The following is a 23,715-nucleotide window of genomic DNA, read 5'->3' on the forward strand; positions in this document are numbered from 1 at the left end:
GGCGCGTCCGGCGCGTACCGCGGGCACGGTCGTCAAGGACGAGGGCGAGGGCGGCAAGGCGCTCGCCGGCTTCCTCGCCGACCAGAAGTTCATCTAGTCCCACCCGTTCGCGCATCCAACGATCGATCAGGAGCAACGAATCATGGCTGAGATCCTGGTTCTGGTGGACCACGCCGACGGTGTGGTCCGCAAGCCGGCCCTGGAGCTGCTGACCCTGGCCCGCCGCATCGGCGAGCCGTCCGCCGTCGTCCTCGGCGCCGGTGCGGCCGCGGCCGACATCGCGGCGAAGGCCGGCGAGTACGGCGCCGCGAAGGTGTACGTCGCCGACGGCGCCGAGTTCGCCGACCAGCTGGTCGTCCCCAAGGTGGACGCCCTGGCCCAGATCGCCAAGGCCAACGACGTCGCCGCCGTCCTGGTGACGTCCTCCGGTGAGGGCAAGGAGGTCGCCGCCCGCGTCGCGCTGCGGATCGGCTCCGGCATCATCACCGACGCCGTCGACCTGGAGGCCGGTGACGGCGGCCCGGTCGCCACCCAGTCGGTGTTCGCCGCGTCCTTCCAGGTGAAGTCGAAGGTCACCAAGGGCGCGCCGGTCATCACCGTCAAGCCGAACGCCGTCGCCCCGGAGGCCGCCCCGGCCGCCGGCGCGGTGGAGAACGTCGCCGTGGAGTTCACCGGCAACGCCGCCAAGGTCACCTCGCGCACCCCGCGCGTGTCCTCCGGCCGCCCGGAGCTGACCGAGGCCGCCATCGTGGTCTCCGGCGGCCGCGGCGTCGGTGCCGCCGAGGGCTTCGGCGTGGTCGAGGAGCTCGCGGACGCGCTGGGCGCCGCCGTCGGTGCCTCGCGCGCCGCCGTGGACGCCGGCTGGTACCCGCACAGCAGCCAGGTCGGCCAGACCGGCAAGCAGGTCTCCCCGCAGCTGTACATCGCGGCGGGCATCTCCGGCGCGATCCAGCACCGGGCCGGCATGCAGACCTCGAAGACCATCGTGGCCGTCAACAAGGACCCCGAGGCCCCGATTTTCGAGCTCGCCGACTACGGCGTCGTCGGCGACCTCTTCCAGGTGCTGCCGCAGCTCACCGCCGAGGTGAAGGCCCGCAAGGCCTGATCCCCGAACGACAGTGGAGGGCGTGGCGCCGAGTGGTACTCGGTGCCACGCCCTCCGTCGTTGCCTGCCGTCCGCCGTTGCCTGCCGTCCGCCGTCGCCGTCGGAGCCGTTCTCCTCGTCCGCCGTCCTCCCCGGCGCCGGCCCGGCGGCCCCGCCCGGTCGTCCCCGGAGCACGGTGGGCGCGGTGGCGGCCCGTAGAGTCGGCGCCGGCGCGTGACGCGGAGGCGGACGCGCGGAATCGAGCGCGCGGCGCACGGGCGCGGCGCGGTGGCGTGGGACGAGGCGAGGACGGTGGCATGGCACTGCTGACGGCACTTCAGGGCGGTTTCGGCGACGCGGCGGAGGCACTGCGGATCGACGGTCGGGCGCTCTCCCGGGAGGACCTGCTGGGCGCGGCGACCGCCGTCGCCGACCGGGTGGCCGGCGCCCCGGCGCTCGCGGTGCTCGCCCGGCCCACCGTCGAGACCGTCACCGCCGTGGTCGGCGGCCTGCTGGCGGGCGTCCCGGTGGTGCCGCTGCCGCCCGACTCGGGGCCCAAGGAGCGCGAGCACATCCTGCGGGACTCGGGGGCGGCGCTGCTCGCGCACGCCGTCGGGGAGACGCTCCCGCAGGACACCTCGGTGGCGGGGCTGCCGGTCGACCCCGCGCAGCGCTCCGCTACCACCCACGCCGAGCCGGACGCCGCGTCGACCGGCTTCGTGCTCTACACCTCGGGCACCACCGGCGCGCCCAAGGGCGTGGTGATCCGGCGCGAGGCGATCGCCGCGGACCTGGACGCCCTCGCCGCCGCCTGGCAGTGGACCGCCGAGGACACCCTCGTGCACGGCCTGCCGCTGTTCCACGTGCACGGGCTGTTGCTCGGCGTGCTCGGCGCCCTGCGCACCGGCAGCGGCCTGGTGCACACCGGGCGGCCCACCCCGGCGGGGTACGCGGCGGCCGGCGGCAGCCTGTACTTCGGCGTGCCCACCGTCTGGTCCCGGGTGGCGGCGGACCCGGAGGCGGCGGCCCGGCTCGCCACGGCCCGGCTGCTGGTCTCCGGCAGCGCGCCGCTGCCCGTCCCGGTGTTCGAGAAGCTGGCGGCGCTCACCGGGCACGCCCCGATCGAGCGGTACGGGATGACCGAGTCGCTGATCACCGTCAGCACCCGGGCGGACGGCGAGCGGCGCCCCGGCAGCGTCGGGCTGCCGGTGGACGGGGTCCGCACCCGGCTGGTCGGCGAGGACGGCGCGCCGGTGCCCAGCGACGGGGAGAGCGTCGGCGAACTCCAGGTCTGCGGCCCGACGCTGTTCAGCGGCTACCTCAACCGGCCGGACGCGGACGCCGAGGCGTGGACGGCGGACGGCTGGTTCCGCACCGGCGACGTCGCGGTGATCGGCGCGGACGGCTTCCACCGGATCGTCGGCCGCGCCTCGGTGGACCTGATCAAGAGCGGCGGCTACCGGATCGGCGCGGGCGAGGTGGAGGCCGCACTGCGCGACCACCCGGCGGTCGCCGACGCGGCGGTGGTCGGCGTGCCGGACGAGGACCTCGGACAGGCGATCGTCGCGTACGTCATCCCGGACGGCACCGTGACGGGGGACCAGCTGACGGCGTTCGTGGCGGAGCGGCTCTCGGTGCACAAGCGGCCGCGCCGGGTCGTCCTGGTGCCCGAACTGCCCAGGAACGCGCTGGGAAAGGTGCTGAAGAAGCAGCTGCTGGCGGAGGCCGGCGGCCGCTGACGAGGGGGCGGCGGACGCCCCCTCCGATGACGGCCGTTCACCCTGATGCGCCGTCGGTGCTCACCACCGGTGACCCTTCCATTGGCGCACTCCACTGCGCGCAGTGAGCGGACGCGTGCCTAACGTGACACGCAGGCAGAACCGAATCCCTGGGCGACACGCCGCGGCTCCCGGTCGCAGGACCGGAAGCCGCGGCGTGCCGGACGGGGACCCTGCCGGCAAGCACGGCCAGTCCTGGCCGGTCACAGCAATCCGCTGCAGTCCGCAGCGACCCGCAGCAGTGAAGGAAGTCAGCACGATGACCACCGTCAACACCGGCGCGCCGGAGGCCGCCGGCGAACCGACCGGGCAGCAGCACGCTGCCACCGTCCGCACCTCCCGTCCGTCCCGCTCCGCGCGGCTCCGTCGGGGGATAGCCATGGTGGCCGTGATCGCGACCGGTGCGGGCGTGATCGGCCTCGGCACCGGCGTCAGCCCCGCGGCCGCCGAGCCCGCCCCGGCGCACGCCGGGTGGGACGGCTCCCGGTACTGGTTCAAGAACAGTCAGGGGCAGTGGCGCTGGACGTCGCACTACAGCGTGTACGTGGCCCGCACCGGGGGCGGCTCGCCGTCCGCCGCCAAGGCCACGAGCAAGTCCTCCGGCGGGATCAGGCAGGGCTGGGACGGCTCGCGCTACTGGTTCCGCAACAGCAAGGGCGAGTGGCGTTGGACCTCGCACTACGACATCTACCTGGACCGCACCGGCGGCGGCTCCTCGTCGGATTCCGCGGGCTCGGGCTACTCCGACGACTCGGTCGCGGAGGACCGGAACGTCGAGACCGCCGTGCAGTTCGCCCTCGCCCAGCTGGGCGTACCGTTCCGCCGGGCCGGCAACGGGCCGGACGGCTACGACTGCTCGGGCCTGGTGCAGCAGTCCTTCCGACGCGGCGGGATCGACCTGCCGCGCGTGGCCAACGACCAGTACGCGGCGTCCACGCCGATCGGGGCGAGCCAGCTGCGCCGCGGTGACCTGCTGTTCTGGGCACCGGACGGAACCGCCCGGGGAATCCAGCACGTGGCGATCTACCTGGGCGACAACCGGTACGTCGAGGCCGCGCGGCCCGGGACCAACGTCCGGATCTCGGGGATCAGCAGCGGCTACTACCCGGCGTTCATGGGGCGCCCGTAGCGGGGTCGGATCTCCGCCCGTCGGGGGCACCGGGGCTGACCGGTGCCCCCGACGGGGGCTGTGCGGGCGGGGCCCCGGGCGCTTTCCGACGGGTGCTGCGTGGGCGGGTGCTCGCGTGCGTCGCGGTGGGCGCTGCGTGGGCGGGGCTTCGTGTGCTTCGCGACGCGGTGTCAGAGGTCGGCCGGGCGGGGCAGGGCGCCGCGGGCCCCGAGACCGGTGACGGCGAAGGCCCCGGCGGCGACGGCGGTGGCGGCCGCTTCGGGCAGCGCGGCACCGCGGGCGAGTGCGGCGGCGAGGGCGCCGCAGAAGACGTCGCCGGCACCGGTCGTGTCGACCACCCGGACGGCGGGGGCGGGCAGTCGGGTGGACGTTCCGTCCACGGCGACCAGCGCACCCTCGCCGCCGAGGGTGACCACCGCGCCCTCGGCGCGTTCGGCCAGTACCCGGGCGGCCTCGGTGACGTCGGTGGTGCCGGTGAGCTGGCGGGCCTCGACGGCGTTCGCGACCACCAGCGGGAGGCGTCCGGAGGGGCCGGCTTCCGGCAGGACTCCGGCCGGGGCGGTGTTGTGCAGCCAGCGGGTGCCGCCTGAGGGGCCCGCGGCGGGGAGGGCGGCGGCGGTCGCTCGGATGCACGCCGCGGGGACCTCGTTGCTGGTCAGGACCACGTCGACGGGCAGCAGGCGCAGGCGGGTGAGCGCGGCGGTGACCTCCTCCGGGGTGAGGTGGGCGTTGGCGCCGGGCACGACGACGATGCTGTTCTCGCCGGCCGGGTCGACCATGACGATCGCCTGACCGGTGGGCGCGTCCGGGTGGGTGAGCACGGCGCCCGTCTCGACCTGCGCGCCGTGCAGATCGGCGCGCGCCGCCTCGCCCTCGGCGTCCCGCCCGACCTTGGCGACCAGGTGCGTCGCCGCTCCCAGCCGGGCCGCGGCCACCGCCTGGTTGGCCCCCTTGCCGCCGAAGCCTTGGGTGGCGCCGGTGGCGAGGACCGTCTCACCGGGGGAGGGGAGCACGGGGCAGCGGAGGATGCGGTCGGTGTTGACCGAGCCGATGACGACGACCCGGCCGGCGGGAAGCAGTTTCATCGTTCCTCTGTACGCGGCGGGGTACGGGCAGCGCAAGGAGGCGGGCAGTGACGGGCGGATGCGGGGCGAGGGAAAGGCGAGGGAAGGGCGAGGACGGGACGAGGGCAGGGCGGCGTGGCGCGGAGCGAGGGCGGGGCGTGCACGGGGCGTGCGCGCGGGGTGCTGGAGCGTACGGGTGGGGGCGTGCGGAGCGTACGCGCGGGGCGTGCGCGGCAGGTCGACCCATCGGGCGTCCTGTGCCCCAGCCGTGGTGAAGGGGTGCAACTTTGATGTAGACCGGTCTGCATATTTCCTTCCGCACCTGTCTGACCTGGGCACATGCCCCTGTCACGGGGCAGTCCGGGGCGTGGCGGCGGGCGCACGGGAGAGGCATGGGGAGCGGCGTGACGCGGGTACCACCACGGGTGGCGCTGGTTCGACCGACGGGGGCGCTGCCCGGTGCGAACGGCATCGGGGGAAGTCGAGGGCAGGGGACGTTGTGATCGTCTGGGTCAATGGCACATTCGGGGCGGGCAAGACGAGCGCCTGCCGCGAGCTGGTGGAACTGCTGCCCGGGAGCGTGCTCTTCGATCCCGAGCTGGTCGGGTTCGGCCTGCGCCGGATGCTTCCGGCCGACCGGCTGGCGACGGTGTCCGACTTCCAGGACCTGGCGGCCTGGCGTCGGCTCGTCCCCGAGACGGCGGCGGCGCTGCTCGGTGAGGTCGGGGGCCCGCTGGTGGTCCCGATGACCCTGCTCAGAGAGGACTACCGGGACGAGATCTTCGGTGACCTGGCCTCGCACGGGATCACGGTGCACCACTTCGTCCTGGACCCTGAAGAAACGATCCTGCGCGACCGCATAGCCCATCGCGACGAGTGTCCGGGCGATCCGGAGGGCAGCGAGCGGGTCCGCGCCTGGTGCCTCGAACACCTGCCCCGCTACCGCGCCGCCCGCCGCTGGCTGGTCGGGGACGCCCGCATGATCGACACCAGCGAGCTCTCCCCCCGGGAGACCGCGCACCGGATCGCCGAGCTGGTCCGGGTCGGCGCCGCCCGCTGCCCGATCGTCCAGAGCCCGGACCCGACCGGGGACACCGTGGCCTCCGCCGTGCTGTTCTTCGACGAGCAGGACCGCGTGCTGCTGGTCGACCCGGTCTACAAGCCCGACTGGGACTTCCCCGGCGGTGTGGTCGAGCGTGGCGAGGCCCCCACCGACGCCGCGCTGCGCGAGACCGCCGAGGAGCTGGGCCTGCGCCCGGACCCGTCCACCCTGCGCCTGCTCGCCGTCGACTGGGAGCCGCGCACCGGCCCGCGCCGCGGCGGCCTGCGGCTGATGTACGACGGCGGTCTGCTGGACGCGGAGGGCCGGCAGAACCTGCTGCTCCAGCAGGAGGAGTTGCGCAGCTGGCGCTTCGTCACCCTGGACGAGGCCGGCGAGCTGCTCCCCCCGGGGCGCTACCGGCGGCTGGAGGCCGCGCTGGACGCGCGGCGGAGCGGCGAGCTGCGGTACCTGGAGGCGGGGAGCCGGGTGGCCGTCGGATTGGCGAGCACGGCGGACGCGGCGTAGGCGGGCAGCGGGGTAAGCGGGGCAGACGGGCAGGCTGGCAGGCGGGGTAGGGCCGTGTGGGCGGGGAACGGCCGGCCCGGGCGGACGAGGCGTGGCGGTCGGCCGGGACGGGGCACGGTCGGTGGTCCAGGCTTTCCCGGGCGGTCTGGGGCGCCTGCGGTGTGTCTCCCGGCGCGTCGTGCCCCGGTCGTGGGCGGGAGGATGGGGGTATGCCGTTCACGCTGAGCCATCCCGCCGCCGTCCTGCCCCTGCTGCGCGCCGCCGGCGCGCGCGGGCCCTTGGTGGCCTCGGCGCTGGTCGCCGGGTCGATGGCGCCGGACGTGCCGTTCTTCGCCGAGTCCCTGCTGCCCGGGGTGTACGGCCACGGCGGGCTGACGCACCGCTGGTGGGCGGTGCCGACGCTGGACGTGGCGATCGCCGGCGCGCTGGTGGCCGGCTGGCACGGGCTGCTGCGCGGGCCGATGGTGGCGCTGCTGCCCGAGCGCTGGGCGGCCGGCGCCGAGGCGCTGACCGCCCGGCGGGCCGGGGACACCAGGGGCATCGGCGCGGTCGGAGGAGTGGCCGGCGGCGCTGTCGGTGGCGCGGCGTGGTTCGCGGCTTCGGCGGCGCTCGGCGCGGCCACCCACGTCGGCTGGGACGCGTTCACCCACGGGGACCGGCTGGGGACGCGGCTGTTGCCCGCACTGGACCGGCCGGTGGCCGGCGTCCCGCTGTACGAGGCGCTGCAGTACGGCAGTTCGGCGCTCGCCCTGGCCGCGCTGGGCGGCTGGGCGGTGCGTGCGGTGCGGGCCGCGGAGCCGGTGCGGCCGGCCGTGCGGCTCGCGCCCCGGGTCCGGCGGGCGGCCGTCGCGCTGCTGGGCGCGGCGACGGCCGCCGGGGTGGTGCACCGGCTCAGCCCCCTGCGGCGGAACCTGGTGCCGGAGGTCTGCTTCGGCGCGGGGGCCGGGCTCGCGGTGGGCGCGGTCGGTTACGCGGTGGTGCTGGCGGCCGCCCGCCGGTTGCGCGGCGGACGGCCCGACGCCGCGGGCGAGGCCCCTCGGGACCTCGCCCCGAACGTCCGTCAGACGGAGCGCAGTTCGGCGTAGCGGCGGAGGAACAGCGCCTCGGTGAGGGCCATCCGCTCCAGCTCCTGCGGGTCGACGCTCTCGTTGACCGCGTGGATCTGGGTGGTCGGCTCCTCGACGCCGATCAGCACGATCTCGGCCTGCGGGTAGAGCGAGCGCAGCGTGTTGCAGAGCGGGATCGAGCCGCCCTCGCCGGAGGCGACCATCGCGGTGCCGAAGGCCTCGGCCATCGCCTCGCCCATCGCCTCGTACGCCGGGCCGCTGGTGTCGGCGCGGAACGGCGAGCCGTTGCCCTGGCGCTCGACGGTGAGCCGGGCGCCGAGCGGGACCTGCGCCTCCAGGTGGGCGACCAGCGCGTCCTGGGCGGCGTGCGGGTCCGAGCCCGGCGCGACGCGCAGGCTGATCAGGGCCTTGGCGGTGGCCTGGACGGAGGAGGTGGCGCCGATCACCGGCGGGGCGTCGATGCCGAGGACGGTGACGGCCGGGCGGGCCCAGAGGCGGTCCGCGATGGTGCCGGTGCCGGTCAGGGCGACGCCGTCGAGCACCTTGGCGTCGGCGCGGAACTGCTCCTCCGAGTACTGCACGCCGGTCCAGGACTGGTCGGTGGTCAGGCCGGCCACCGCGACGTCGCCGTTCTCGTCGTGCAGCGAGGCCAGCATCCGGACCAGGGACTGGAGGGCGTCCGGGGCGGCGCCGCCGAAAGCGCCGGAGTGCAGGTTGCCGGCCAGCGTGGTGACCGTGGCCTCGACGACCGTCATGCCGCGCAGCGAGGCGGTCACGGTGGGCAGCCCGGGGGCGAAGTTGCCGGTGTCGCCGATGATGATGGCGTCGGCGGTGAGCAGCTCGGGGTGGGCCTCGGCGTAGCGCTCCAGGCCGCCGGTGCCCTGCTCCTCGGAGCCCTCGACGATGATCTTCAGGCCGACCGGGTAGGCGTCGCCGTGGACCTGACGCAGCGCCCGCAGGGCGGTCAGGTGCATCAGGATGTTGCCCTTGCAGTCGGCGGCGCCGCGCCCGTACCAGCGGCCGTCGCGCTCGGTCAGCTCGAAGGCGGGGCTGAGCCAGCCGTCCTCGTCCAGCGGGGGCTGGACGTCGTAGTGCGAGTAGAGCAGGACGGTCGGCGCGCCCTCGGGGCCGGGCAGCTCGCCGTAGACGGACTGGGTGCCGTCCGGGGTGTCCAGCAACCGGATGTTGGTCAGGCCCTCGGCGGCGAAGGCGTCGGCGACCCAGCGCGCGGCCTTCTCGCACTCCTCGACCGGGAACTGGCGCGGGTCGGCGACCGAAGGGAAGGCGACCAGTTCGGCGAGGTCGGTGCGGGCACGGTCCATCAGGGACCGGACGGCGTCGGCCAGGGGCTGTGACATCGGGGCTCCGAGGAGACGGTCCGCCCTGGGGTGGAGCGGGCGGAGGCGGCGGTTTTGCGGTAGTGCCGATCATAGGCGGAGCGGAGCGGGGAGTTCCGAGGGTTCGGTGCGGGACCCTTCGGATCGCTGGACCCGCGGGCCCCCCGGCCTTCCTCGGGGCCCCGGATCCCCTGGCCCCCGGCCTTCTCCGGGGCCCCGGATCCCCGGACTCCTTCGGCCCGCTGGACGTCTGCCGGTCCCCCGGGCGACCGGGTGGCGCCGGTGCGGGGGCGGCGCGCTCGACCGGCGAGGCCGGACGCATAGGATTGCTCGACGTGACTGACTCCGGAAGCTCCGATTCCCGCAGCCCGCTCGACAGCCCGGCCGAGGACGGTCCGACCGACGAGGCGGCAGCGCCGCTGGACGGCGTCTGGGACGTCGTGGTGGTCGGCGCCGGACCGGCGGGCTCCTCGGCCGCGCACGCCGCCGCGGTCCAGGGCCGTCGGGTGCTGCTGCTCGACAAGGCCGAACACCCCCGGTACAAGACCTGCGGCGGCGGCATCATCGGCCCCTCCCGGGACAGCCTGCCGCCGGACTTCCGGCTGCCGCTCCAGGACCGGGTGCACGCCGTCACCTTCGCCTACGACGGGAAGTACACCCGCACCCGGCGCTCCAAGCCGATGCTGTTCGGCCTGGTCAACCGCGACGAGTTCGACCTGCGCCTGGTGCAGGCGGCCAAGCAGGCCGGGGCGGTGCTGGTCACCGGAGTGACCGTCACCGGTGTCGAGCAGCGCGGCGGCGACCACCGGACGGCGCTGGTGACGGCCGCCGACGGGCGCACCTTCGAGGCCCGCGCGGTGGTCGGCGCGGACGGCAGCGCCAGCCGGATCGGCCGGCACGTCGGCGTGACCTTCGACCAGATCGACCTCGGCCTGGAGGCGGAGATCCCGGTGCCGGCGCAGGTCGCCGCCGACTGGGCGGGCCGGATCCACCTCGACTGGGGCCCGCTGCCCGGCAGTTACGGCTGGGTGTTCCCGAAGACCGAGACCAGCAGCCTGACCGTCGGTGTCATCTCGGCACGCGGTGACGGCGAGCGGACCAAGCAGTACCTCGCCGACTACATCCGTCGGCTGGGCCTGTCCGGGTTCACCCCCCGGGTCGAGTCCGGGCACCTGACCCGCTGCAGGGCCGAGGACTCGCCGCTCTCCCGCGGTCGGGTGCTGGTCGCCGGGGACGCGGCCGGACTGCTGGAGCCGTGGACCCGCGAGGGCATCTCGTACGCGCTGCGCTCGGGCCGGCTGGCCGGCGAGTGGGCGGTGAAGATCGCCGAGTCGGGTGACGCGGCGGCGGTGCGGCGCGAGGCGCTGAACTACGCGTTCGCGGTCAAGGCCGGGCTGGGCGTGGAGATGCGCGCGGGCAAGCAGCTGCTGGGCGCCTTCGAGCGGCGGCCGTACCTGTTCCACGCGGCGGTCTGCCTGGTGCCGGCGGCCTGGCGGGCCTTCGCCCGGACCACCCAGGGGCACACCACCTTCTCCCAGGTGCTGCGGCAGTACCGGGCCGCGCGGCGGCTGACGGCGATGGCCTTGCGGTAGGCGGTAGGCGTGACGCGGGGCCGGTGCTCCTCCCCGGTGCGGGGAGGGGCACCGGCCCTGTTTCCTGCGTGGTGCGGGCGAACTACTTGAGCCCGGTGTCCAGCGCGGTGCGGACGGACTACTTGAGCCCGGTGTCCAGTGCGGACATCAGGGTGCCGGTCGGGGTGTCGCCGGACATCTCCCAGATCATGCCGCCGAGCAGGTTCTTGGACTTGAGGTAGGCGGTCTTCTGCGAGATCGACCAGGCGTCGTCGAAGCTCCACCACTGGCCGCCGGCGCCCGTGTAGCCGTACGTCGCAACGGACTTGGGGTCGTGATAGACCTTGAGGCCCGAGAGACTGCTGATCAGGTTCTGGTAGCCGCGGGTACCGGCCTCGTCGGTGAACTGGCCCGGTGCGGCGCCGTTCGCGGACTGCCAGGCGCCGTTCGCGCCGCCGTCCGTGACGCTCTGCCAGCCGCGCCCGTAGAACGGGAAGCCGATGGTCAGCTTGCGCGGGTTGACCCCGGCGGTCAGGTACGTCTGGACGGCCGTGTCCACGCTGAAGTGGGTGGTGTACGGGTCGTTCGGGTCCTGGTAGAGGTTGGAGGCGTGGCCGGTGCGGTTCGGCTCCCAGGAGTTGTCGCTGCCCGAGCCGTGGAAGTCGTAGCCCTGGACGTTGGCGATGTCCAGCGAGCCGAAGATCTTCGAGAGGTCCCAGCCGGCGGCGACCTTCGCCGGGTCGGCGGGCGTGAAGGCGGTGAGCAGCTTGTGCGAGCCGCCCAACGCGTCCAGCTGCTTGCGGAATTCGGCCAGCAGCAGGGTCAGGTTGTCCTTGTCGTTGGGGCTCCAGTGGTTGCCCGGGTGGCCGTCGCCGGAGCCGGGCCACTCCCAGTCGAGGTCGATGCCGTCGAAGATGCCGGCGGCCACTCCGTCGCCGCCGGCGCCGTTGTAGACCGGCAGGTTGCCCTTGATCCAGGTGTCGACGCAGGACTTGACGAACTTCTTCCGGGACGCGTCGGTGGCGGCGGCGTCGGAGAAGTACTTGGAGTACGTCCAACCGCCGAGCGAGACGACCACCTTCAGGTTCGGGTACTTGGCCTTGAGCTTCTTCAACTGGTTGAAGTTGCCGCGGAGTTTGCCCCAGCCGTCGTCGGCCACGCCGTCCACCGACTGGGCGGCGCTCATCGCCCGGCCGTAGTCCGCGTCCGCGTCACCCGCGCCGGTGCCCTGGTCCGGGTCCTGGGGGTTGCCGCTGGTGCCCTTGGTGACGCCCGCCATGCAGGTCAGGTTGACCGGATCGATGTTCTCGAAGGCGTAGTTGATGACGTCGAGCTTGGCGGCGGCGCCCGAGGTGTCCAGGTTCTTGACGAAGTACTGGCGGCCGTAGATGCCCCACTGGACGAAGTAGCCGACCCGGGCGTACTTCCCCGCGCCGACCAGGTCCGAGGTGGTCACGGTGAGCGGGGCGGACGCGAGTGAGGCGTTGTCGGCGGCGTCCCGGGCCTTCACGGTGAACGTGTAGGTGGTGGACGGCGAGAGGCTGCCGACGGTCGCACCGAGCGTGCTGCCGGTGACCGTGGCCGCCAGGGTGCTGCCCTGGTAGACGTCGTACGCGGCGACCCGGACGTTGTCGGTGGCGGCGTTCCAGGCGAGCTTCACATCTGTCGAACTGACCGCTGTTGCCCGGAGGCCGGCCGGTGCGGTGGGCGGCGAGGTGTCGGTCGACGGGTCGAAGGTGGAGGCGGTGACGGACGCGCTGAGCGGGCCGGTGTTGCCGCGGCTGTCCTTGGCCCGGACGGTCAGGGTGTACGAGGTGGCCGGGGTGAGACCGGTGACCAGGACGCTGTTGGACGCGCTGGAGGCGAGCACGGTGCTGCCGCTCAGCACGTCGTAGGAGGCGACCGGGAAGTCCCCGCCGGTGGCGGCCGGCCAGCTCAGCGCGAGCGTGTGCGCGGTGGACTCGGTGACCGTCGGGGCCCCCGGTGCGGTCGGCGGGACGTCCGCGGTGCCGTCGCACTTGTCGCCGTTGATGCGGCAGTTGAGCGGGGTGGAGACCGGTCCGTTGCCGACGAACCAGAAGCTGTACGGCTCGGTGGTGCTGTGGGCGTTGACGGTGGAGTTGTAGAACGCGGCCGTGGCGGTGACGTGCCGGCCGTTCACGGTCGCGGTGCCGTTGTAGCTGTTGCCGATGGTGACGCCGGTCGGGAGGTCGAACTCCAGGGTCCAGCCGCTCACCGCGGTCGCGTTGTCGTTGTGGACGATGTAGGTGCCCTGCCACCAGGAGCCGTTGTCGGCGGTGGTGAAGGTGGCGGTGAGCTTCCCGGCGGCGTTCGCCGGGGCGGCCAGCGCGGTGAGCGCGGCGAGGGGCAGGAGCAGGACGGAGAGCAGTGCCAGCAGTCTGCTGCGCACGCGCGGGCGCCCGGCCCGGGATCGAGCGGACATGGTTCTCCCTGTGGCTGTGGGGGTTGAACAGGGTGATGTAGAACCTTGATTGATCCGTGTGCGATCGATGCCTGCGCCGTGGGGAGGCGAGGCATGGGAACTGTAGGAGGACTGGACCAATGCGTCAACAGGTCTGTACCACTTGGGAGTTGGCGGGGGTGCCGGGAGTCGGACCGAGGTGGGTGGGCGGAGTTGGGCGAACGGATGACAGATGACAGATGACAGATTTCAACATCTGTCATCTGTCATCTGTCATCCGTTGCCCGTTGCCTGTTGCCCTTGTCCGTTGTGTCCGGCCGGTGGGCAGTCGGCTCTGGCCGAGGGGCGGGTGGGCGTGCCAGAGTCGTCCGGGCGTCGTCCGGGCACCTCCCGGACCGCACCCGCAGTCCGACCCACCCTCAGCCGGAAGGCAGGCCCCGCCGATGACCAGCGCAGCGCCCCTCGTCCACGTCACCACCGCCGACGCCGTCACCACGCTCACCCTCGACTCGCCGCACAACCGCAACGCGCTCTCCACCCGGCTGATGGCCGAGCTGCACGCCGGGCTGGCCTCCGCCGCGGCCGACCCGGACGTCCGCGCGGTGGTGCTCGGGCACGCCGGCAAGGTGTTCTGCGCGGGCGCCGACCTCTCCGAGGCGACCGGCGCGGACCCGACGGTCGGCCCGCGCGGTCTGGTCGAGCTCCAGCGGGCGATCGTGGACTGCGCGAAGCCGGTGATCGCCGTGATCGACGGGCACGTCCGGGCCGGTGGCATGGGCCTGGTCGGCGCGGCGGACCTCGCCATCGCCGGACCGGCCTCCACCTTCGCCTTCACCGAGGTGCGGCTTGGCCTCGCGCCCGCCGTCATCTCACTGCCGCTGCGCCCGAAGCTGGACCCGCGCGCCGCCTCCCGCTACTACCTCACTGGCGAGGTCTTCGACTCCGCCGAGGCCGCCCGGATCGGGCTGATCACCACCGCCACCGACTCCGCGGAGTCCACCGCGGTGGTCCTGAAGGGCGTGCTGGACGCGCTGCGCCTGGGCTCCCCGCAGGGCCTGGCGGAGTCGAAGCGGCTGGCCAACGCCGAGGTGGTGCGCTCCTTCGAGCGGGACGCGGACGAGCTGGTGGAGCTGTCGGCGCGGCTCTTCGGCTCGGACGAGGCGCAGGAGGGGATGCGGTCGTTCCTGGAGAAGCGGCCCGCGCGCTGGGTGCGCTGACGGCAGGGCGCCCGGCGCCGCGCCCGCTCGCCCGGGGGCGGCGCCGCCCCCGGGCGTCACGGATGTTCGCACGTGTCACGGTGACAGGTGTCCGCGCGCGGCATGGACGTTCGCACGCGTCACGGTCACCGGTGTCCGCACCTGGTATGGGCCTTCGCGTGCGGCGGCGTCACGACCAGCGGATGGCCGCCGCGTCCTTCCAGAGGTCGAGCAGGTCCTGGTCGCCGATCGCCTTGGTCTCCCCGGCCTGTTCGGCGGACAGCCGGTTCCACAGCAGCAGGTAGAGCTCGCGGGCGGGGCCGGTGAGGGTCAGGTCGGCCGGTTCGGAGCTCTCGCCGGTCGTGACGGTCGGCGGCTCCTGGGTGATCGTCAGCCGCCAGGAGCCGGCCGCGTCGGTGGTTCGGACCTGGAGGGTTCGCGGCCGGTCGCTGCGCAGCGCGGAGCGGCTGCGGGTCATGAAGCCGCACACCAGTTCGTCGATGCCGTCCACGGCGAGGGCGGTGTCCACGACCGGGCCGGGCACCCCGGCGGCCGCGTCGGCGTCATAGCGGTGGATGGCGGTCTCGTGCGCCTGGCGCCGGGCCCAGGACGCCAGCGGGGTGGGCGAGGGCAGGACGCTCCAGCACTCGACGTCGGCGGGCGCCGAGGTGAGCACGTCCACCACGGTGGCGTGGCTCTCGCGGTACCAGTCGAGCAGCGCGGCGTCCGAGGGCATCGGCCCGATGGCGGCCTGCGCGTCCGCCTCGTCCAGCGGCGCCCGCAGGCCCCGGGAGAGAATGGTGGCGGCCCAGCGGTGGACGTAGCCGAGGTGCCGCAGCAGGTCCGCCAGCTGCCACTCCGGGCAGGTCGGCACCGGGGCGGACAGCTCGGTACGGGCTGCGGCCTCGGCGAGCCGGGCGCCTTCGCGGCGCAGCGCGTCGATGTGCTCGGTGATTTCCATGGACGGAGTCTTCCACCGCGGTCGGCCGGCACTCGCGGATTTCGGACGGTTCTTCGAGTCGCCTCCCGGCGAACGGGCGGACGCTACGGGCCGGTAACGTGAGCGCATGCCGATAACCCGTTCCCTCGTCTCAGCCGTCCGGACCGGTGGCCGCCGTGCCGCCGGACGCCTCGTTCACCGGGGCTGGCGCTGGGTGCAGCGGACCGGCGCGGTCACCAACCGCAACCCCGGCCCGTACCGGTTCGGCGAGCTGGGGGACGGCACGACGCTCAGCTTCCCGCTCGGGGCGGTGTTCAACGAGCAGTGGATCACCATCGGGCCGTTCTCGATCATCGGCGAGCGGGTCACCATCAGCGCCGGGTTCCTGCCCGGGCTCGACCTCGGGCCGGAGCCGATCGTGCGGATCGGCGGCGGCTGCGTGATCGGCCGGGACAGCCACATCGTCGGTCACCAGTCGATCGTCATCGGAGACGACGTGTGGACCGGGCCGGGCGTGTACATCAGCGACCAGGCGCACGAGTACCGGGACACCGAGCTGCCGATCGGCAAGCAGTGGCCGCGCAACGAACCGGTGGAGATCGGCGCGGGCAGCTGGATCGGCACCGGTTCGGTGATCCTTCCGGGGGCGCGGATCGGCCGCAACGTGGTGGTCGCGGCGGGGGCCGTGGTGCGCGGCGAGGTGCCCGACCACAGCGTGATCGCCGGGGCGCCGGCCAAGGTGGTGCGCCGCTGGACCGAGGCCGAGGGCTGGCAGCCGCCGCTGCGCCACGACGCTCCCCAGCCGGTGCCGGACGGCGTGACCGCGGAGCAGCTGCGCGCCCTGGTCGGTTGGGACCTGCGGCTGCCGGGGGAGCAGGGCTGACGTCGTGCGCGGGGGCGGGGCTGGTGTTGTCCGTCGGGTACTGGCGTCGGTGTCGCCCGCGGGCGCGGCGCCGTGAGGCGGCGGACGGCCTGAACTACCCCGCGAGGGAAGACTGTTCGGCGGTCCGGGCGGCGATGGCGGCGGTGATCCGCGGGATGTCGGCGGGGCGCGTCGGATCCAGACCGGTCAGCGCGGCGATCCGGCGAAGCCGGTAGTCGACGGTGTTCGGGTGCAGGTGCAGGGCGCTCGCGGTGTGCCGGCGGTTCAGGCCTCCGGCCAGGTGGGTGCGCAGGGTGATGAGCAACTCCCCGCTGTCGGCGAGCGGTTCGAGCAGTGCGGCGAGCCGGGGGCGGGCCTGGCTGGGCCGGGTGAGCTGGTACTCCAGGAGGACGTCGTCCAGCCGGTGCAGCCCCGGAAGGCGTTCGAACGCCCGTGCCACGTCCAGGACTTCGCAGGCGAGGGCGGCGGCTCCGGGCACCTCGGCGGGGGCGGCCGAGGCGGCTCCGGCCAGGACGGGTGCGCCGGCCGCCCGGGCCGCTGCGGCGAGGGTGGTGGCGAGCAGCGGCCAGGGCGCCTCGTCGGTGCCGTCGTCCTGGCTCGGACCGGATGACGGCCCGAACGGGATGAGTACCAGGCCACCCGTGGGGGTGAGCGCGGTGAGCGCCGACTGCCGGGTGCGGTGGTCGAGTTCGGCCTCGAACCGGCGGAGCTTGCGTCGGGCGGCGATGCCCGGCTCGACATCGGGGGAGCGCTCGTCGGGATGGTCGGCGATGGACAGGCAGAGCACGGCGTACCCGGTGGGCAGCCGGAGCCCGGCGCGACCGGCGGCCTCGTCGGCGGGGGTGCCGGCGAGGAGTGCGCCGAGCAGGGAGTGCCGGGCCGCGCCGCGCCGGTCGGCGGTCGGACGCCGGCCGTCGAGATAGCCCGCCCCGGTGGCGGTGGCGGCCTGGCGGAGCTGGTCGAGCAGCAGCCGGTTGAGGACGAGCAGGTCGGCGGCGTCGCCGTCCCGGGCGTGCCGGGTGGCGAACTCCCAGCAGACCTCCAGGCCGAGGTGGTGGGCGAGCAGTACGGCGTCGAGCGGCAGGCCTTCCTCGGCGCGCCGGGTGGCGGCCTCCCGGACGGCGGTGAACTCCTCGGCGGGGGCGGGGATGCCGGTCCGCACGGTGTGGGCGAGGGCGCGGATGCGACGCTCGGTGTCCCGGGTCAGCTCGCCGGTGATTTGCTCGCGGGGCATCCGGCGGTAGGCCGCCACCCGCTCCACCAGGGCGGCGACCACGGTCTCGGCCAGCTCCCGTGCACCGCCGAGCAGTCGCTGGTCGGCCGGGAGCCCGCCGATCACCGGGACGCGCCAGTCCGGCGGCCGGTCGGAGGTGTTCGGGGACGTGCAGTGGGGTGCGTTGTGACCGGTCACAGAGAACACCGTCCAGGTCTGGGGAACGCCCAAGGGCCGGGCCGGAGGGGCGACCGCATGATGGAGCCCTCGGGTTACCTGTTGGTAACAAACTTCCGCTGTGGAGGCAACAGTTGAGAACCCCACTTCTCCGCTTGTCCGCAACTCCCGTGCGCGGCAGGGCCGGTGGCGCCCTGGGTGCACTGCTGCTGGCGGGGGCGCTGCTGGTCGGTGCGACGGGCGCGCCGGCGAGCGCCGCCGCGGCCCCGTCGGTGGCCGTCGGGGCCGGGTCCGCCGCGCCTGCCGGGTTCATCGGGTCTGCCGGATCCGCCGGATCCGCCGGATCCGCCGGGGCTGACGGAGCGGCTGCCGGGACCGCCGAACTGCCGCCCGACGGTGACACGGTGGCCTCGCCGCCCGGCGCCAACGACTGGACCTGCCGGCCGAGCGCCGCGCACCCCGCCCCGGTCGTCCTGGTGCACGGCACCTTCGCCAACCGCTACGAGAACTGGCTGGCGCTCTCCCCGCTGCTGAAGAGCCTCGGGTACTGCGTCTTCGCCCTCGACTACGGGACCATCCCCGGCATCACCTCCAGCGGCAGCGGCCTGCTGCTGCCGATCGGCGGCCTCGGGCCGGTTCCGGAATCGGCGGCCCAACTCGCCCGGTTCGTGGACCTGGTGCGGAACGCGACCGGTGCCGCCAAGGTCGACATCGTCGGGCACTCCCAGGGCGGCATGATGCCGAACTACTACCTCAAGTTCCTCGGCGGCGCGTCCAAGGTCGGCAGGCTCGTCGGGCTGGCGCCGTCCAACCACGGCACGACACTCAGCGGGATCACCAACCTGGTGCCGTACTTCCCGGGCGTCGCGGACCTGATCTACACGGTCTGCCAGGCCTGCCGGGACCAGGCGGTGGGCTCCGACTTCAACAAGCAGATGGCCTCCCGGCCGGACACCGTGCCGGGTGTGAGCTACACCGTGGTCTCGACGGTCCTCGACGAGGTCGTCACCCCCTGGCGGACCCAGTTCCTGAGCGGCTCGGGTGTCGACAACCAGGTGGTGCAGGAGCACTGCCCGGTCTCACTGGTGGAGCACGTCGGGATCGCGTTCTCCCCGACGGCGCTGCACCTGGTGACCAACGCCCTGGACCCGGCGCACGCCACGCCGGTGTTCTGCGGCTGAGTCCGCCGGGCGGACCGGTGACGGCGCTTCCGCCTCCTGTCGCGACGGGAGGCGGAAGCGCCGTCTCGCGCCGGTGTACGGGTGCGTGGGCCTGTCGGCCGGTCCGCCTCGCCCGCGGTCAGCGGGTGGGGCTGAAGGTGACGACGGCGGTGGTGCCCTCCGGGTGCAGCTCGTACGTGCCCGAGGTGGGGAGTAGCGCGGCGTCGTAGCGGGCGAGTTCGACGCCGTCGACGGAGGCCGCGCCGGCGAGGCAGACCAGGAGACCGGTGCTTCCGGCCGGGACGTCGACCGCGGTGGTCGTGACGGCCAGGTCCACCGCGGCCTCGACCCGCCCGCGGCGCGTCATCACGTTGAAGTCCACCACCGGGCCGGCCAGTAGCCGGCAGTCGGTGGTGGCGTCGCCGGAAAAGGCGAACGGCCGGAACGGCTCGTCCACCAGGCGCTCGGTGCCGTCGACGGTGAGTGCCATGCCGGGGCCCTCGACCAGGGTGATCACCCGGTCGATGCCGGGAAACGCGGAGAACGGCCCGGCCGAGGCGACGTCCGCGAGGCTGACCCGCCAGTCGAAGGCGTCCAGCCCGGCTCCGGCGGGGAACCCGGCGACCTCCCTGGTCACCCCGCCGCCGTTGAGCCACGCCGTCGCCGGGCGCTCGCTCGCCCGCAGTACCTGGAAGCGTTCGCTGCTCGTCATGGCCCCGCATCCTGTCACATGGCGGATGACAGCTGACAGCTGACAGATTTCATCAGCTGTCATCTGTCATCCGTTGTCCGTCGGCTGTCACCTGCCGTCCGCCGCTCGCCGCCCGACCGACAGCGGCAGGAGCGCCGCCACCGTGGCCGCGACCGCGACGGTGGTGAGGGCCAGCGGCAGTCCGGCCGCGTCGGCGAGGAAGCCGATCACCACCGGGCCGATCAGCATCCCTCCGTAGCCGAGCGAGGAGGCGAACGCGACGCCCTGCGGCCCGCCGGCCTCGCCGGCCCGGGCGATGGCGAGCGGGAAGAGGTTGGCCAGGCCGAGGCCGACCAGGACGAACCCGCAGATCGCGACCGGCACCACCGGCGCCAGGGCGGCGATCAGCATGCCGACCGCCGCCGTCAGCCCGCCGAGCAGCATCAGCCGGTTCTGGCCGAGCCTGATGGACAGCCAGGTACCGCCGACACGCCCGCCGGCCATCGCGAACGCGTAGGCGCCGTAGCCGGTGGCGGCCACCACGGAACTCGCCTGGACGTCGTCGGTGAGGTGGAGCGTGGTCCAGTCCGCGACCGCGCCCTCGCCGTACGCGGTGCAGAGCGCGGTGAGGCCGAGCAGCAGGACGAGCAGCCGGGTGCGGGTACGGGCCGAGCCGGTGTCCGCCGTCGCGGTGCCGGACGGCTCTGCGGTCCGGCGCGTGCGGTCCCGGTCCGCACGGCTCGGCGTCACCGGTGTCACCGCCGGGCTGCGCAGCAGGACGATGCCCGCGCCCACGGTGACGGCCATGCCGAGCGCGGCGCTGAGCGCGAGTGCCCACCCGGTGCTCAGCGGCCCGGCGAGCAGTCCGCTGACCCCGGTGCCGGCCAGTCCGCCGAAGCTGTACCCGGCGTGGAAGCTGGGCATCACGGGCCGCCGCAGCTGCGCGACCAGGTCGACGGCGGCGCTGTTCATCGCGACGTTGGCCCCGCCGTACCCCGCGCCGAACAGCAGCAGTACTCCGCCGAGTGCGGTGACCGAGTGGGCGTGGGCGGGCAGCGGCACGGCGAGGCTGAGCAGGGCGAGGGAGCCGACGGTGACCGGGCGCGAGCCGTACCGCAGGCAGAGCCGGCCGATCATCGGCATGGTGAGGACGGCACCGATGGACAGGCAGAGCAGGGCGAGCCCGAGGGTGCTGTGCGAGGCGTCGACCTGCCGTCGGACGTCCGGGATGCGGACGACCCAGGCGGCGAAGAGGAAGCCGTCGATGGCGAAGAAGGCGGTGAGGGCGACACGGGCGGGATCCCAGGGGCTGTCGGTCGCCGGGGGTGTGCTGCGAGACTGGGAGGAGGGATGATGGTTCGGGCGCGTGAGTGAACCGATTTTGTTTCGAAGCGACACAAAGTCACAATAGGGGCGTGCAGCTCTCACCATCAAGCCCGAGGCCCGGCACCGGGACCGACTCCGACGCACAGCGCGACAGTCACCGCCGCGCGGCGCCCGACCGGGGTCGGACGCTGCTGGGCCCTGCGCTCTCCCTGATCCATACCGGCCAGGCGCCGACCCGCTCGGCGCTCACCCGAGCCCTGGACGTCACCCGGGCCACCGCCGGCGCGGTCACCGCCGAGCTCGAGGCGCTCGGACTGATCACCGTCGACTCGCGCCCGGCCGGCGGGGGCCGCGGCCGCCCCTCGCACCGGCTCGCGATCGACCCGCAGGGCCCGGTCGTGGTCGCCGGGCAGATCCACGCCGACGGACTGAGCGTCACCCTGGCCGGCCTCGGCGGACTGCTGGACCCGCCCGTCCACCTGCCGTTGCCCGCCGCCACCGACCCGGTCCGGATGCTGCGCGCCGTCGCCGTGGCCGGCGCCGAGCTCGCCCGCGCGACCGACCGCCGCTGTCTGGGCGCCGCCCTCGCACTGCCCAACCCGGTCACCGAGCCGGACGGCACCGCTCTCGCCGCGCTGCACTTCGCCTGGCCCAGCGGCACCCCGGTCGCCGACCTGTACGACGTCGAGGTGGGGCGCGCCGACCACGGTCCCAGGGCGATGCGTCCGCTGCCCACCGCGATCGCCAACGACGCCAACCTGGCCGCGCTCGCCGAGTACCGGCACGGTGCCGGCCGAGGCGCCCGCCATCTGCTCTTCGTCACGTCCGGCCACCGTGGTGTCGGTGGCGCGCTGGTCATCGACGGCCACCTGCACACCGGCAGCGCCGGCCTCGCCCTGGAGGTCGGCCACCTCACCGTCGACCCGCAGGGCCGGCCGTGCATGTGCGGCAACCGGGGCTGCCTCAACTCCGAGACCGACCCCGACGCGCTGTTCGCCGCCGCCGGACTCACCCCGGAGCCGGGGCGCCCGCTGCTCGACCAGGCGCGCGAGCTGTGCCAGGCGGCCGCGACGGACGACCGTGCGAGGGCGGCGGTGGAACACGTCATCGACCGGCTCGGGCTCGGCCTGGCGGGCGTCGCCAACATCCTCAACCCCGACCGGGTGGTCCTCAGCGGGCTGCACCTCCACCTGCTGGAGGCCGCGCCCGACCGGCTGCGGTCGGTGGTCGCCGAGCGCAGCCTGTGGGGGCGCAGCGGCCGGGTGCCGATCGTCGGCGCGGAGCTGGTGCACGGCGCGCTGGCGGGCGCGGCCGAGCTGGGCTGGGGGCCGTACCTGGCGGACCCGCAGTCGGTGCCGGTCCTGCCCTGACGGCAGGGATAAGCGGAAGCTGGGTCGCCGAAAACGGTCACTTATCGTGACCGTCATACACTCGTAGTGAGCAGTGGGGGGTCACCACGAGGGAGACAGCGACGATGAGCATCCAGTCCGGCACTCAGCCTGGCACCCAGCCCGGGATCAAGCGCGGGATCAGGCCCGGCATCGAGCCGACCGTCGACGTCGACCGCTCCGACCCGGAGTACCGCGCCTGGCTCAAGGAGGCGGTGCGCAAGGTCCAGGCGGACGCCAACCGCTCCGCCGACACCCACCTGCTGCGGTTCCCGCTGCCCGCGGAGTGGGGGATCGACCTCTACCTCAAGGACGAGTCCACCCACCCCACCGGCTCGCTCAAGCACCGCCTGGCCCGCTCGCTCTTCCTCTACGGGCTCTGCAACGGCTGGATCCGGCCCGGAAAGCCGGTGATCGAGGCCTCCAGCGGCTCCACCGCCGTCTCCGAGGCGTACTTCGCCCAGCTCGTCGGGGTGCCGTTCATCGCCGTGATGGCGAAGAGCACCAGCCAGGCCAAGATCGACCTGATCCAGTTCCACGGCGGCGAGTGTCACCTGGTCGAGCGTTCGGACGAGGTGTATGAGGCCTCCGCCCGGCTCGCCGAGGAGACCGGCGGGCACTACATGGACCAGTTCACCTATGCCGAGCGGGCCACCGACTGGCGCGGCAACAACAACATCGCCGAGTCGGTCTTCGCCCAGCTGCGCCTGGAGCCGAACCCCGAGCCGGCCTGGATCGTGGCCACCGCCGGCACCGGCGGCACCTCGGCGACCATCGCCCGGTACGTCCACTACATGCAGTACGACACCCGGATCTGCGTCGCCGACCCGGAGAACTCCTGCTTCTTCGACGGCTGGGTGCACCACGATCCGGACGCCCTCTGCGAGAGCGGCTCGCGGATCGAGGGGATCGGGCGGCCGCGGATGGAGCCGAGCTTCGTCCCGGGGGCGATCGACCGGATGATGAAGGTGCCGGACGCCGCGTCGATCGCCGCCGTACGGGTGCTGGAGCAGGTGCTCGGCAAGAAGGCGGGGGCCTCGACCGGGACGGGCCTGTGGAGTGCGCTGCGGATCGTCGCCGAGATGAGGGAAGCCGGACGGACGGGCAGCGTGGTCGGCCTGATCTGCGACCCGGGGGACCGCTACCTGGACAAGTACTACTCCGACGACTGGCTGGCGGGCGAGCGGATCGACATCGCGCCGTACCGGGCGGCGCTGGAGTCCTTCCTCGCGGGCGGGGCCTGGGCGGGCTGACCCCGGCGGCGCACAGCCAGGGGCCGACAGAGGACAGCTGACAGATTTCATCATCTGTCAGCTGTCCTCTGTCATCTGTTCGCCCTCAGCCCTCGCCCTCAGCCCTCGCCGCCGGATCGCCATCGGATCGCTGCCGGATCACCGCCCGACCGCCCGCGAGGTCGATCCCCGTACGCTTCGGCGCGCCGTCGTGCTCGTCGTCCCGCAGCACCAGTTCGACCCGCCGCTGCTCCAGCTGCACCCGCTTGCTCGGGTAGAGCAGCGCGTGCAACTCCTCCGTCGCGGTCGCCCCCGCGCCGCGTCCGCCGCCCGGCTCCACCGCCGGGCGGGCGCGCAGCCGGCGTACCACCGCGCCGAGGAAGAACACCACGATCAGTCCGGCCGGCAGCAGCAACCCGCCGGCCGCGCCCGTCAGCAGCACACCCATGTCCGCCTCAACGGACCGGCGCGGCCGACGAGTTCCCTGCCG

Annotated in this window: 19 protein-coding genes and 1 pseudogene; 12 read left to right on the top strand and 8 right to left on the bottom strand. The window is 74.0% G+C overall.

What is annotated here, in order from left to right; genetic code table 11:
- From ACFWP2_RS35910 to ACFWP2_RS35925, 4 genes and pseudogenes are all read left to right on the top strand, one after another.
- Window positions 1-97 (top strand): annotated as a pseudogene (locus tag ACFWP2_RS35910) (electron transfer flavoprotein subunit beta); the annotation flags it as partial.
- A 45-nt stretch (window positions 98-142) separates the two neighbouring features.
- Complete coding sequence (locus ACFWP2_RS35915; RefSeq protein ID WP_380459604.1) at window positions 143-1,105, top strand: electron transfer flavoprotein subunit alpha/FixB family protein; 963 nt, start codon at window positions 143-145, stop codon at window positions 1,103-1,105.
- A 296-nt stretch (window positions 1,106-1,401) separates the two neighbouring features.
- Window positions 1,402-2,823, top strand: a complete 1,422-nt coding sequence (locus ACFWP2_RS35920) for an acyl-CoA synthetase (protein ID WP_380459606.1) — start codon at window positions 1,402-1,404, stop codon at window positions 2,821-2,823.
- A gap of 298 nt (window positions 2,824-3,121) precedes the next feature.
- Window positions 3,122-3,991 (top strand): C40 family peptidase, encoded by an 870-nt coding sequence (locus ACFWP2_RS35925; protein ID WP_380459608.1) that lies wholly within the window; start codon window positions 3,122-3,124, stop codon window positions 3,989-3,991.
- Window positions 3,992-4,161: 170 nt separating this feature from the next.
- On the opposite strand, the gene ACFWP2_RS35930 is transcribed toward ACFWP2_RS35925, so the two are convergent.
- Window positions 4,162-5,076, bottom strand: coding sequence for a PfkB family carbohydrate kinase (locus ACFWP2_RS35930; RefSeq protein WP_380459610.1), 915 nt, complete (start codon window positions 5,074-5,076; stop codon window positions 4,162-4,164).
- Window positions 5,077-5,554: 478 nt separating this feature from the next.
- Here ACFWP2_RS35930 and ACFWP2_RS35935 point away from each other — a divergent pair, with 478 nt between their 5' ends.
- Both ACFWP2_RS35935 and ACFWP2_RS35940 read left to right on the top strand, forming a co-directional pair.
- Entirely contained in the window at window positions 5,555-6,622 is a 1,068-nt protein-coding gene (locus ACFWP2_RS35935) for an NUDIX domain-containing protein (RefSeq protein ID WP_380459612.1), read from the top strand.
- Window positions 6,623-6,831: 209 nt separating this feature from the next.
- Window positions 6,832-7,707 (top strand): DUF4184 family protein, encoded by an 876-nt coding sequence (locus ACFWP2_RS35940; protein WP_380459614.1) that lies wholly within the window; start codon window positions 6,832-6,834, stop codon window positions 7,705-7,707.
- On the opposite strand, the gene ACFWP2_RS35945 is transcribed toward ACFWP2_RS35940, so the two are convergent.
- Window positions 7,683-9,047, bottom strand: coding sequence for a dipeptidase (locus ACFWP2_RS35945; RefSeq protein WP_380459616.1), 1,365 nt, complete (start codon window positions 9,045-9,047; stop codon window positions 7,683-7,685). The two genes, ACFWP2_RS35940 and ACFWP2_RS35945, sit on opposite strands and share 25 nt — an antisense overlap.
- A gap of 398 nt (window positions 9,048-9,445) precedes the next feature.
- Here ACFWP2_RS35945 and ACFWP2_RS35950 point away from each other — a divergent pair, with 398 nt between their 5' ends.
- On the top strand, window positions 9,446-10,618 hold the full coding sequence (locus ACFWP2_RS35950; RefSeq protein WP_380459679.1) for a geranylgeranyl reductase family protein: 1,173 nt from the start codon (window positions 9,446-9,448) through the stop codon (window positions 10,616-10,618).
- 118 nt (window positions 10,619-10,736) lie between these two features.
- Here the strand turns inward: ACFWP2_RS35950 and ACFWP2_RS35955 are convergent, their stop codons facing one another.
- The gene (locus tag ACFWP2_RS35955; protein WP_380459618.1) at window positions 10,737-13,040 is read right to left on the bottom strand and encodes a glycosyl hydrolase family 18 protein; all 2,304 of its coding nucleotides are present in this window, start codon (window positions 13,038-13,040) and stop codon (window positions 10,737-10,739) included.
- 422 nt (window positions 13,041-13,462) lie between these two features.
- On the opposite strand from ACFWP2_RS35955, the gene ACFWP2_RS35960 reads away from it, so the two are divergent.
- On the top strand, window positions 13,463-14,236 hold the full coding sequence (locus ACFWP2_RS35960; protein ID WP_380459620.1) for an enoyl-CoA hydratase family protein: 774 nt from the start codon (window positions 13,463-13,465) through the stop codon (window positions 14,234-14,236).
- Window positions 14,237-14,405: 169 nt separating this feature from the next.
- Here ACFWP2_RS35960 and ACFWP2_RS35965 read toward each other — a convergent pair whose 3' ends face one another.
- Window positions 14,406-15,176: a maleylpyruvate isomerase family mycothiol-dependent enzyme gene (locus ACFWP2_RS35965; protein ID WP_380459622.1), complete on the bottom strand. Its 771-nt coding sequence runs from the start codon at window positions 15,174-15,176 to the stop codon at window positions 14,406-14,408.
- A 106-nt stretch (window positions 15,177-15,282) separates the two neighbouring features.
- On the opposite strand from ACFWP2_RS35965, the gene ACFWP2_RS35970 reads away from it, so the two are divergent.
- Window positions 15,283-16,038 (top strand): DapH/DapD/GlmU-related protein, encoded by a 756-nt coding sequence (locus ACFWP2_RS35970; protein WP_380459624.1) that lies wholly within the window; start codon window positions 15,283-15,285, stop codon window positions 16,036-16,038.
- Window positions 16,039-16,132: 94 nt separating this feature from the next.
- Here ACFWP2_RS35970 and ACFWP2_RS35975 read toward each other — a convergent pair whose 3' ends face one another.
- The gene (locus ACFWP2_RS35975) at window positions 16,133-17,449 is read right to left on the bottom strand and encodes a PucR family transcriptional regulator (protein ID WP_380459626.1); all 1,317 of its coding nucleotides are present in this window, start codon (window positions 17,447-17,449) and stop codon (window positions 16,133-16,135) included.
- Window positions 17,450-17,739: 290 nt separating this feature from the next.
- Here ACFWP2_RS35975 and ACFWP2_RS35980 point away from each other — a divergent pair, with 290 nt between their 5' ends.
- Entirely contained in the window at window positions 17,740-18,609 is an 870-nt protein-coding gene (locus tag ACFWP2_RS35980; protein ID WP_380459681.1) for an esterase/lipase family protein, read from the top strand.
- 118 nt (window positions 18,610-18,727) lie between these two features.
- On the opposite strand, the gene ACFWP2_RS35985 is transcribed toward ACFWP2_RS35980, so the two are convergent.
- Window positions 18,728-19,300: a HutD family protein gene (locus ACFWP2_RS35985; RefSeq protein ID WP_380459628.1), complete on the bottom strand. Its 573-nt coding sequence runs from the start codon at window positions 19,298-19,300 to the stop codon at window positions 18,728-18,730.
- An 87-nt stretch (window positions 19,301-19,387) separates the two neighbouring features.
- Entirely contained in the window at window positions 19,388-20,677 is a 1,290-nt protein-coding gene (locus ACFWP2_RS35990; RefSeq protein WP_380459630.1) for an MFS transporter, read from the bottom strand.
- A gap of 17 nt (window positions 20,678-20,694) precedes the next feature.
- Here ACFWP2_RS35990 and ACFWP2_RS35995 point away from each other — a divergent pair, with 17 nt between their 5' ends.
- On the top strand, window positions 20,695-21,975 hold the full coding sequence (locus ACFWP2_RS35995) for an ROK family protein (RefSeq protein WP_380459632.1): 1,281 nt from the start codon (window positions 20,695-20,697) through the stop codon (window positions 21,973-21,975).
- A gap of 104 nt (window positions 21,976-22,079) precedes the next feature.
- Window positions 22,080-23,246 carry a PLP-dependent cysteine synthase family protein gene (locus tag ACFWP2_RS36000; RefSeq protein WP_380459634.1) on the top strand — a complete coding sequence of 389 codons (1,167 nt, stop codon included), beginning with the start codon at window positions 22,080-22,082 and terminating at the stop codon, window positions 23,244-23,246.
- Between the two features lie 85 nt (window positions 23,247-23,331).
- Here ACFWP2_RS36000 and ACFWP2_RS36005 read toward each other — a convergent pair whose 3' ends face one another.
- Window positions 23,332-23,673, bottom strand: coding sequence for a DUF6191 domain-containing protein (locus tag ACFWP2_RS36005; protein WP_380459636.1), 342 nt, complete (start codon window positions 23,671-23,673; stop codon window positions 23,332-23,334).
- Window positions 23,674-23,715: the final 42 nt, after the last annotated feature.

Origin of the sequence: Kitasatospora sp. NPDC058444 (assembly GCF_042721415.1) — a bacterium.
Taxonomy (GTDB): Bacteria; Actinomycetota; Actinomycetes; order Streptomycetales; family Streptomycetaceae; genus Kitasatospora.

Excerpts from the sequence above, each read along its gene's own strand:
- ACFWP2_RS35915 (WP_380459604.1), top strand. The coding sequence starts at position 143 with ATGGCTGAGATCCTGGTTCTGGTGGACCACGCCGACGGTGTGGTCCGC.
- ACFWP2_RS35920 (WP_380459606.1), top strand. The coding sequence starts at position 1,402 with ATGGCACTGCTGACGGCACTTCAGGGCGGTTTCGGCGACGCGGCGGAG.
- ACFWP2_RS35925 (WP_380459608.1), top strand. The coding sequence starts at position 3,122 with ATGACCACCGTCAACACCGGCGCGCCGGAGGCCGCCGGCGAACCGACC.
- ACFWP2_RS35930 (WP_380459610.1), bottom strand. The coding sequence starts at position 5,076 with ATGAAACTGCTTCCCGCCGGCCGGGTCGTCGTCATCGGCTCGGTCAAC.
- ACFWP2_RS35940 (WP_380459614.1), top strand. The coding sequence starts at position 6,832 with ATGCCGTTCACGCTGAGCCATCCCGCCGCCGTCCTGCCCCTGCTGCGC.
- ACFWP2_RS35945 (WP_380459616.1), bottom strand. The coding sequence starts at position 9,047 with ATGTCACAGCCCCTGGCCGACGCCGTCCGGTCCCTGATGGACCGTGCC.
- ACFWP2_RS35955 (WP_380459618.1), bottom strand. The coding sequence starts at position 13,040 with ATGTCCGCTCGATCCCGGGCCGGGCGCCCGCGCGTGCGCAGCAGACTG.
- ACFWP2_RS35960 (WP_380459620.1), top strand. The coding sequence starts at position 13,463 with ATGACCAGCGCAGCGCCCCTCGTCCACGTCACCACCGCCGACGCCGTC.
- ACFWP2_RS35965 (WP_380459622.1), bottom strand. The coding sequence starts at position 15,176 with ATGGAAATCACCGAGCACATCGACGCGCTGCGCCGCGAAGGCGCCCGG.
- ACFWP2_RS35970 (WP_380459624.1), top strand. The coding sequence starts at position 15,283 with ATGCCGATAACCCGTTCCCTCGTCTCAGCCGTCCGGACCGGTGGCCGC.
- ACFWP2_RS35985 (WP_380459628.1), bottom strand. The coding sequence starts at position 19,300 with ATGACGAGCAGCGAACGCTTCCAGGTACTGCGGGCGAGCGAGCGCCCG.
- ACFWP2_RS36000 (WP_380459634.1), top strand. The coding sequence starts at position 22,080 with ATGAGCATCCAGTCCGGCACTCAGCCTGGCACCCAGCCCGGGATCAAG.
- ACFWP2_RS36005 (WP_380459636.1), bottom strand. The coding sequence starts at position 23,673 with ATGGGTGTGCTGCTGACGGGCGCGGCCGGCGGGTTGCTGCTGCCGGCC.